Below are 6631 nucleotides of genomic sequence, written 5' to 3' on the forward strand. Positions count from 1 at the left end.
GCTGCCGGTCAGCCCAGGGAATGGGCGGCAAGCCCGAACATCCTCGGGCCGCTTAGCGGGCGGCGCTGGTTGCCCAGATACATCTCGGTAACCGTGTCGTAGACGCCCATTCCGGCCGCCGACAGAAACGCACCGAATTCCTCGCTTTCGACTGGCGTATCAAGGCGGACAAAGTCACCCTGACTGCGTTGAATAAGCGGAGCCGCGAGCATCATGGCCATGCTCTCGGTATCGGCGACGAGCGGCCCGATGACCCATCCCCGGCCAAAGCGTCGGCGCAGTGCAAAGCCACGCATCTCGCCCCCGGATTCGACCACGATCCCATCGGACAGATGCAACATCGCCGCCATCGTGTCATCGCGCGCCGCGCCATAGGCGTGCGTGTCCAGTGCGCGAATTTGCGACGCATCAGCGGGTTCCATAGGGCGCAAGGTAAGGCCCGGCACAGGCGCGGGCAAGTGGATTGGCCGGGTCACGCCCTGATGCTGCCAGATCGTGCCAAGCGGAACGAAGCCTGCTTCCTTGTAGAGCCGGTACCCCTGACGTGTCGCACTCAGCCGCAGGTCCATGTCCGGACAGTCGTTCATGACCCGGCGCAACAACCACCGACCGGTGCCCATCGTCTGAAGGCGGGGCGCAGTGACCATCATGCCCAACATGGCAAAATCGCTTCCCGCGCGAAAGCACATGGCCGACCCCATCGCGCGGCCGATCTCGTCAACCGCCAGATAACCCTCGCCGAGCGAGATGAACACGTCGAGGTCGCGCCAGCGATGCGGCCAGAAGACGCCAACCGTCAATTCGTGCAAAAGCGTGCGGTCAGCCGGGCTGATCAGGTGCGCCGTGGCAATGAACTTGTCCACGCGAAAGCTGTCGCGCAGGGTATTGTCCGCCACCTGCGCGTTTTCGGTTTCCGACGCTTCATCGAGTTGTCTCGCCATAAGTTCGCAAGCCTCTGTTTATTCGTTGCTATAGTGCCTAAGGCCGGGCCGCGCAGCGTCTAATCACATCTCCTGCACAGTATCGACCATTCGTCACGGTTTTTTCTGCGGTTTCTGGCCCGGATACCACAGCATATGCGCTTTCATTCCTGTCAGGATCACAGCAAACGGGTGCCCGTCTGCCAGTCCGATGAAGGTGAACCCGAACTGCTGGAAAGGAATTTCCCCCATGCGTGACGATCCGTTGTTGCAACCCTGTCAGGTCGGACATCTGACTTTGAAGAACCGTCTGCTGATCACCGGCCATGAACCCGGCTATGCCGAAGATGGGCTGCCCAAGGATCGCTACCGTGCCTATCATGTGGCGCGGGCGCGGGGCGGTGTGGCGCTGACCATGACCATGGGCTCTGCATCGGTCGCCCCCGACAGCGCGCCATCGAGCGGAGGCATAGAGGCGTTTCGCGACGAGATCGTGCCCTGGATGCACGCCCTTGCGCAGGACTGTCATGACGAGGGCTGCGCGGTGATGATCCAGTTGACTCATCATGGTCGGCGCACACGTTGGGACCGCGGAGATTGGCTCCCCACCGTATCATCGAGCCAGGAACGCGAAATCTCGCACCGCCACGCCGCCAAACTGGCAGAGGATTGGGATATTTCCCGGATCATCGAGGATTACGCCACCGCCGCCGAACGCATGCACGAGGCCGGGCTCGACGGTGTCGAATTTCTCGCGACGGGGCATTTGCTGGACCAATTCTGGTCACCGCGCTCCAACCATCTCGATGCGCCCTATGGCGGGTCGCTCGAAAATCGCATGCGGCTGGCGATGGAGGTGCTGACAGAGACGCGCCGCAGGGTTGGGTCCGGCTTCTTGCTGGGGCTGCGCTATGCCGGGGACGAGATGTGCGCGGACGGTGTCGACGCTGAGGAAGGGCTCGAAATATCCCGCCGCCTGAAGGAAAGCGGGTTGGTGGATTTCGTCAATGTCACGCGGGGGCACATTGATACGGATGCGGGTCTTACCGACATGATCCCCGTGCACGGCATGCGCAGCGCGCCACATCTTGCCGCCGCGGCCCGGTTGCGCGAGGCGACAGGTATCCCCGTATTCCACGCCGCCAAGGTGGCGGATGTCGCCACCGCCCGCCACGCAATCGCAACCGGCATGGTAGACATGATCGGCATGACCCGCGCACATCTGGCCGATCCCGATATCGTCCGCCGGATCGAGGCCGGGCAAGAGGATCGTATTCGCCCGTGCGTGGGCGTCAATTTCTGCCTCGACCGGCGGTTTCAAGGTGCTGCCGCGCTCTGTGCACATAACCCGTCCACGGGCCGGGAACAGGAACAGCCGCATTCCATAGCGCCCGCCGACGTTTCGCGCCGGGTGCTTGTGATCGGGGCTGGTCCCGGCGGGCTTGAGGCCGCCCGTGTAGCCGCCGAGCGCGGACATGATGTCGAACTGCACGAGGCGGCCAATGACCCCGGCGGCCAGGTGCGGCTGATAGCCCAATCCGAGCGGCGACGCGAAATCCTGTCCCTCATCGGCTGGCGCATGGCCGAGTGCGACCGGCTGGGCGTCCAGTTTCACTTCAACAGTCTTGCAGAGCCTGAAACGGTGCTGGGCTCGGATGCAGATCTGGTGATCATCGCCACCGGCGGGCTGCCACACGATGTGCCGCTGCGTGCCGGGCAGGATTTGCCTGTCTCAAGCTGGGATATCCTGTCAGGGGACGCACGACCGGGCCAGAATGTGCTGGTCTTCGACAATGCAGGCGATGCGGCGGGCCTTCAGGCCGCCGAGATGATCGCCGCGACGGGCGCGCGGGTCGAGATCGTCAGCCCCGACCGCGCGCTATCGTCCGAGGTGATGCCAATGACATTGACGCCATTCCTGCGCGAGGTGCAGGGCAAAGACGTACATTTCACCGTCACCTGGCGTCTCAACGCAGTGCGGCGGGAGGGCAACAGGCTGTTGGCCGATCTTTGCAGCGATTACAGCACGGCGCAAATGACGCGCGAGGTCGATCAGGTCGTGGTCAACAATGGCACAGTGCCGCTCGATGATCTGTATTTTGCATTGAAACCGCATTCGTGCAACTTTGGCGAGATGGACCGGGACGCGTTGCTCGCTGGGCGTTCCCAAGATATCACGCGCAACCCTGACGCCAGTTTTTCACTGTTTCGTATCGGTGATGCGGTTGCCTCTCGGAACATTCATGCAGCAGTATATGACGGGCTGCGGCTAGTGCGAACCTTGTGAGGATAGGTTGCAGGTGATTGCCAAGTTGTTTGCGGCTTCTGAGGTTGGTACCGGTTGTGCCATGCAGATACCGTCATCAATGCCACGCCTGAAGGGCTTTCGTTTTCCCCGCGAGATCGTCGCCTATTCGGTCTGGGCCTATCATCGCTTTGCGCTCAGCACAGCGGATGTTGAGGATCTCCTAGCGGAGCGTGGTGTCATCGTCCGCCGTGAAGCGATCCGCCTTTGGGTAAACCGATTTGGCGCGCATTTCGCGGCCTGCATCCGCAGGGACCGACCGCAGCCGAACGACAAGTGGCACATGGACGAGGTCGTTGTGCCGATCAATGGCGTGAAGCACTGGCTGTGGCGGGCCGTCGATGGCAATGGTGACACGCTCGACATCCTGGTTCAGACACGCCGCAATGCCAAAGCCGCCAAGCGATTTCTGACAAGGTTGATCGCTCAATTCGGCCCGCCGAGGGTGGTCATCACCGACAAGCTGCGCAGCTACACGAAGCCAATCGCACGTCTGGCGCCCGGGGCCGATCACCGGGCCCACAAAGGGCTCAACAACCGGATCGAGGGCAGTCACAGACCGACGCGGGCGACGAGAGAAAATCATGGGCCGCTTCAAATCCCCCAGACAGGCACAGCGCTTCCTTGCCGCGCATGACCAGATCAACACGATATTCAAACCCCGCCGCTATCGCCTCACCGCCACATCCTATCGCCATGCCTAGGCAGACGCATTCGAGTTATGGGCAGATTACGCACTCGCGATGAAACCATGACCCACCAAACGTCGAGCATCTCAGCCACAGCCAAACAACTTGGCAATGCCGCTCAAATTGCCTCATCCGCTCAACGCAGCGCCATGTTGCTTGACGAGGTCACGAAGGAAATCAGCCACCACGCGAACGCGGCGGGACTGGGCAAGATCGGATTGGGTTACGAGCCAGATCGACTGGTCGATCCCTATGTCGGGGTCCAGACAGGTCAGGTCGTGAGGTCGAGCCAGGAAATGCGGCAGAACGGCCAGTCCAAGTCCGGTCGCGCAAGCAGTGATCTGGGTGGCAAGCGAGGTTGTCGTGATCGCGGGCGTACGGCCTTTAAGCATCCTTTCGATCCATTGAGCAGCAGGAAGGCTGGCATAGGTGTCAGACCAGCCGATGAAATCGTCAGCGTCAAATGCGCTCGCATCCATAGCCTCGCTTCGCGCGACGACATAACCGGGCGCACCGTATAGACCGTAGCCCAGTGTGCCCAATCGTTGCAGCGTGACGTTGCCGCGCTCCGGCTTCACCATGCGAAGGGCGATGTCGGCATCGCGACGATGCAGATTCACCGTGGCGATATCCGTCACGATCTCCAGAGTGAGTTCCGGATATTCTGCGCGTAGCCGCGCAAGCTCTGGCAGGATCAGGCCGGTCGCGAGGTTTTCCGCCGTGGCCAACCGCACGGTGCCCGAAACGGTCGCCTCTTGCGGCAGTCCGGAGCTGAGCGAGAGTGCAGCCGCCTCCATCTCTTCCGCCCGTTCCACCAAAGCCGTGCCGTCGTCAGTCAACCTGTAGCCCGATTGTTGGCGCAGGAAGAGCGGCTGGCCAACCGCCGCTTCCAGTCGTTCGATCCGGCGCGACACAGTGGCAAGTCCCAGCCCCATCTGCCTGGCCGCGCCGCTCAGCGTGCCCACGCGAGCGACGGCCAGAAAAGCACGGATGTCGTCCCAGACAAGGACATCTATCAGCTTATTTCCGATTTTGGAAATCTCCTTACCGTTATCAACGGTGTTTATCGTTAATTGGAAATGCCACTTCTCATGTCAACGGACAAGGTAAACTGCAAAGGAGAGCGGCATGGAACATCGGACATTGGGGGAAGACTTCGAGGTTTCGGCCGTCGGTCTCGGCTGCATGGGGATGAGCGAGTTCTACGGCCCGCGTGATGACGAGATCTCGATGCGGGTGCTGCACGAAGCGATGGCTCTGGGGATCGACTTTTTCGACACCGCCGACATGTATGGGCCGCATCACAACGAAGAGCTGATCGGCGCGTTCCTAGCGCAGTCGAAGGCCCGACCGAAGATCGCGACCAAGTTCGGGATCGTCCGCGCGCCTGGCGAATACCGACGCAGTCTCGACAACAGCCCGGACTATGCAAGGACCGCCTGCGAGGGATCGCTGAAGCGGCTCGGGGTGGAACGGATCGACCTCTATTACGTTCACCGGATCGACCGGGAACAGGATATCGAGGAGACGATGGGCGGCCTCTCGCGGCTGGTCGAGGAAGGCAAGATCGACCGGATCGGTCTTTGCGAGGTCAGCGCCGCGACCTTGCGCCGTGCCCATGTCGCGCATCCGGTCACTGCTGTGCAGACCGAATACTCTCTCTGGTCGCGCGGGGTCGAAGCCGAGGTTCTGCCCGCCTGCCGTGAGCTGGGTATCGGGTTCGTACCGTATTCGCCGCTCGGCCGCGGGTTTCTCACCGGACGGTTTCAGGACGAAGCCGAGTTCGAGAATGGAGATTTCCGCGCCTCGCTTCCCCGGTTTCAAACAGAGGCCGTGACCTCCAACAAACGCATTGCGGACCTGGTAGGCCGGATCGCCGCACGCAAGGGCTGCACCCCGGCCCAGCTCTCGCTGGCGTGGCTGCTGGCGAAGGGAGACGACATCGTTCCGATCCCCGGCACGAAGCGGGTCACCTACCTGCGCGACAATGCCGCCGCCGTGGACGTCAGCCTGAGTGATGCGGACCTTCAGGAGATCGAACAGGGGCTTGCTGCCCTCCCGGTATCCGGTGCCCGCTACACCGAAGAGGGCATGAAAGGTTTGGACGCATGAGCCGGATTGCCGAGCCGCTGTCGGAGGCGATGGCCCTGCTGGAAAAGCTGGAACCGGGCGCACCTGCAAAGGTGCAGGCCAACCTTGACGCATTCTCACCTGACGCTGCCGAACTGGTTCTGGGTTATGCTTTCGCGGACATCGTGAGCCGTGACGGCATCGACCTGCGCATCCGAGAAATGCTGACCGTGGCGATGCTGGCCGCAATGGGCACCGCGCCGGGCCAGTTGGAGTTCCACGTCCGCGCTGCACTGAACACCGGCGTGACACGGGAGGAGATCGTGGAGATTGTTCTCCAGGTGTCGGTCTATGCGGGTGTCCCCGCCTGCATGAACGCGATCACAGCAGCGAAGAAAGCGTTCCAGGCAGCGAACGAGAGCTGACCTGCTTCAATTCAGGCGTGGCGCGGTGATGATGGTTGATCCGTCACATCTAACACAAACCCTGTGACAGAATCTCTCTGCCAAATACGGTGATTTTCGCTGGTGACACAAACTTATGAGTTTTGACGGTGTTGTCACGTTAACTCGCGCAGTCAGAAAGTTGTGTTGCCGATGGTACATCAAGCGGCACTCGCTGCGAATTTCCACGCTTCGAATGCTTCG

The 6631-nt window shown here is 61.5% G+C and carries 6 protein-coding genes and 1 pseudogene; 4 read left to right on the plus strand and 3 right to left on the minus strand.

Annotated elements, in window-relative coordinates; genetic code table 11:
- Positions 1-8 precede the first annotated feature (8 nt).
- Positions 9-863: a GNAT family N-acetyltransferase gene (locus ABIE58_RS16100; RefSeq protein ID WP_354545728.1), complete on the minus strand. Its 855-nt coding sequence runs from the start codon at positions 861-863 to the stop codon at positions 9-11.
- Between the two features lie 171 nt (positions 864-1034).
- Positions 1035-1172, minus strand: coding sequence for a hypothetical protein (locus tag ABIE58_RS16105; RefSeq protein ID WP_354545729.1), 138 nt, complete (start codon positions 1170-1172; stop codon positions 1035-1037).
- Between ABIE58_RS16105 and ABIE58_RS16110 the strand changes: the two genes are divergently transcribed.
- Complete coding sequence (locus ABIE58_RS16110; protein WP_354545730.1) at positions 1171-3207, plus strand: oxidoreductase; 2037 nt, start codon at positions 1171-1173, stop codon at positions 3205-3207. The genes ABIE58_RS16105 and ABIE58_RS16110 overlap by 2 nt on opposite strands.
- A 61-nt stretch (positions 3208-3268) precedes the next feature.
- A pseudogene (locus ABIE58_RS16115) lies at positions 3269-3929 on the plus strand (IS6 family transposase).
- A 113-nt stretch (positions 3930-4042) separates the two neighbouring features.
- On the opposite strand, the gene ABIE58_RS16120 reads toward ABIE58_RS16115, so the two are convergent.
- Positions 4043-4981, minus strand: a complete 939-nt coding sequence (locus ABIE58_RS16120) for a LysR family transcriptional regulator (RefSeq protein ID WP_354545733.1) — start codon at positions 4979-4981, stop codon at positions 4043-4045.
- Between the two features lie 61 nt (positions 4982-5042).
- Between ABIE58_RS16120 and ABIE58_RS16125 the strand changes: the two genes are divergently transcribed.
- On the plus strand, positions 5043-6026 hold the full coding sequence (locus tag ABIE58_RS16125; RefSeq protein ID WP_354545731.1) for an aldo/keto reductase: 984 nt from the start codon (positions 5043-5045) through the stop codon (positions 6024-6026).
- The gene (locus ABIE58_RS16130) at positions 6023-6409 is read left to right on the plus strand and encodes a carboxymuconolactone decarboxylase family protein (protein WP_354545732.1); all 387 of its coding nucleotides are present in this window, start codon (positions 6023-6025) and stop codon (positions 6407-6409) included. Before ABIE58_RS16125 ends, ABIE58_RS16130 begins: the two co-directional genes overlap by 4 nt.
- Positions 6410-6631 lie beyond the last annotated feature (222 nt).

The sequence above is a fragment of the Roseovarius sp. MBR-78 genome (assembly GCF_040547535.1).
Classification (GTDB): domain Bacteria; phylum Pseudomonadota; class Alphaproteobacteria; order Rhodobacterales; family Rhodobacteraceae; genus Roseovarius.

Bases quoted from the DNA above. Each gene is read 5' to 3' on its own strand.
- ABIE58_RS16110 (WP_354545730.1), top strand. From the start codon at position 1,171: ATGCGTGACGATCCGTTGTTGCAACCCTGTCAGGTCGGACATCTGACT.
- ABIE58_RS16105 (WP_354545729.1), bottom strand. From the start codon at position 1,172: ATGGGGGAAATTCCTTTCCAGCAGTTCGGGTTCACCTTCATCGGACTG.
- ABIE58_RS16125 (WP_354545731.1), top strand. From the start codon at position 5,043: ATGGAACATCGGACATTGGGGGAAGACTTCGAGGTTTCGGCCGTCGGT.
- ABIE58_RS16130 (WP_354545732.1), top strand. From the start codon at position 6,023: ATGAGCCGGATTGCCGAGCCGCTGTCGGAGGCGATGGCCCTGCTGGAA.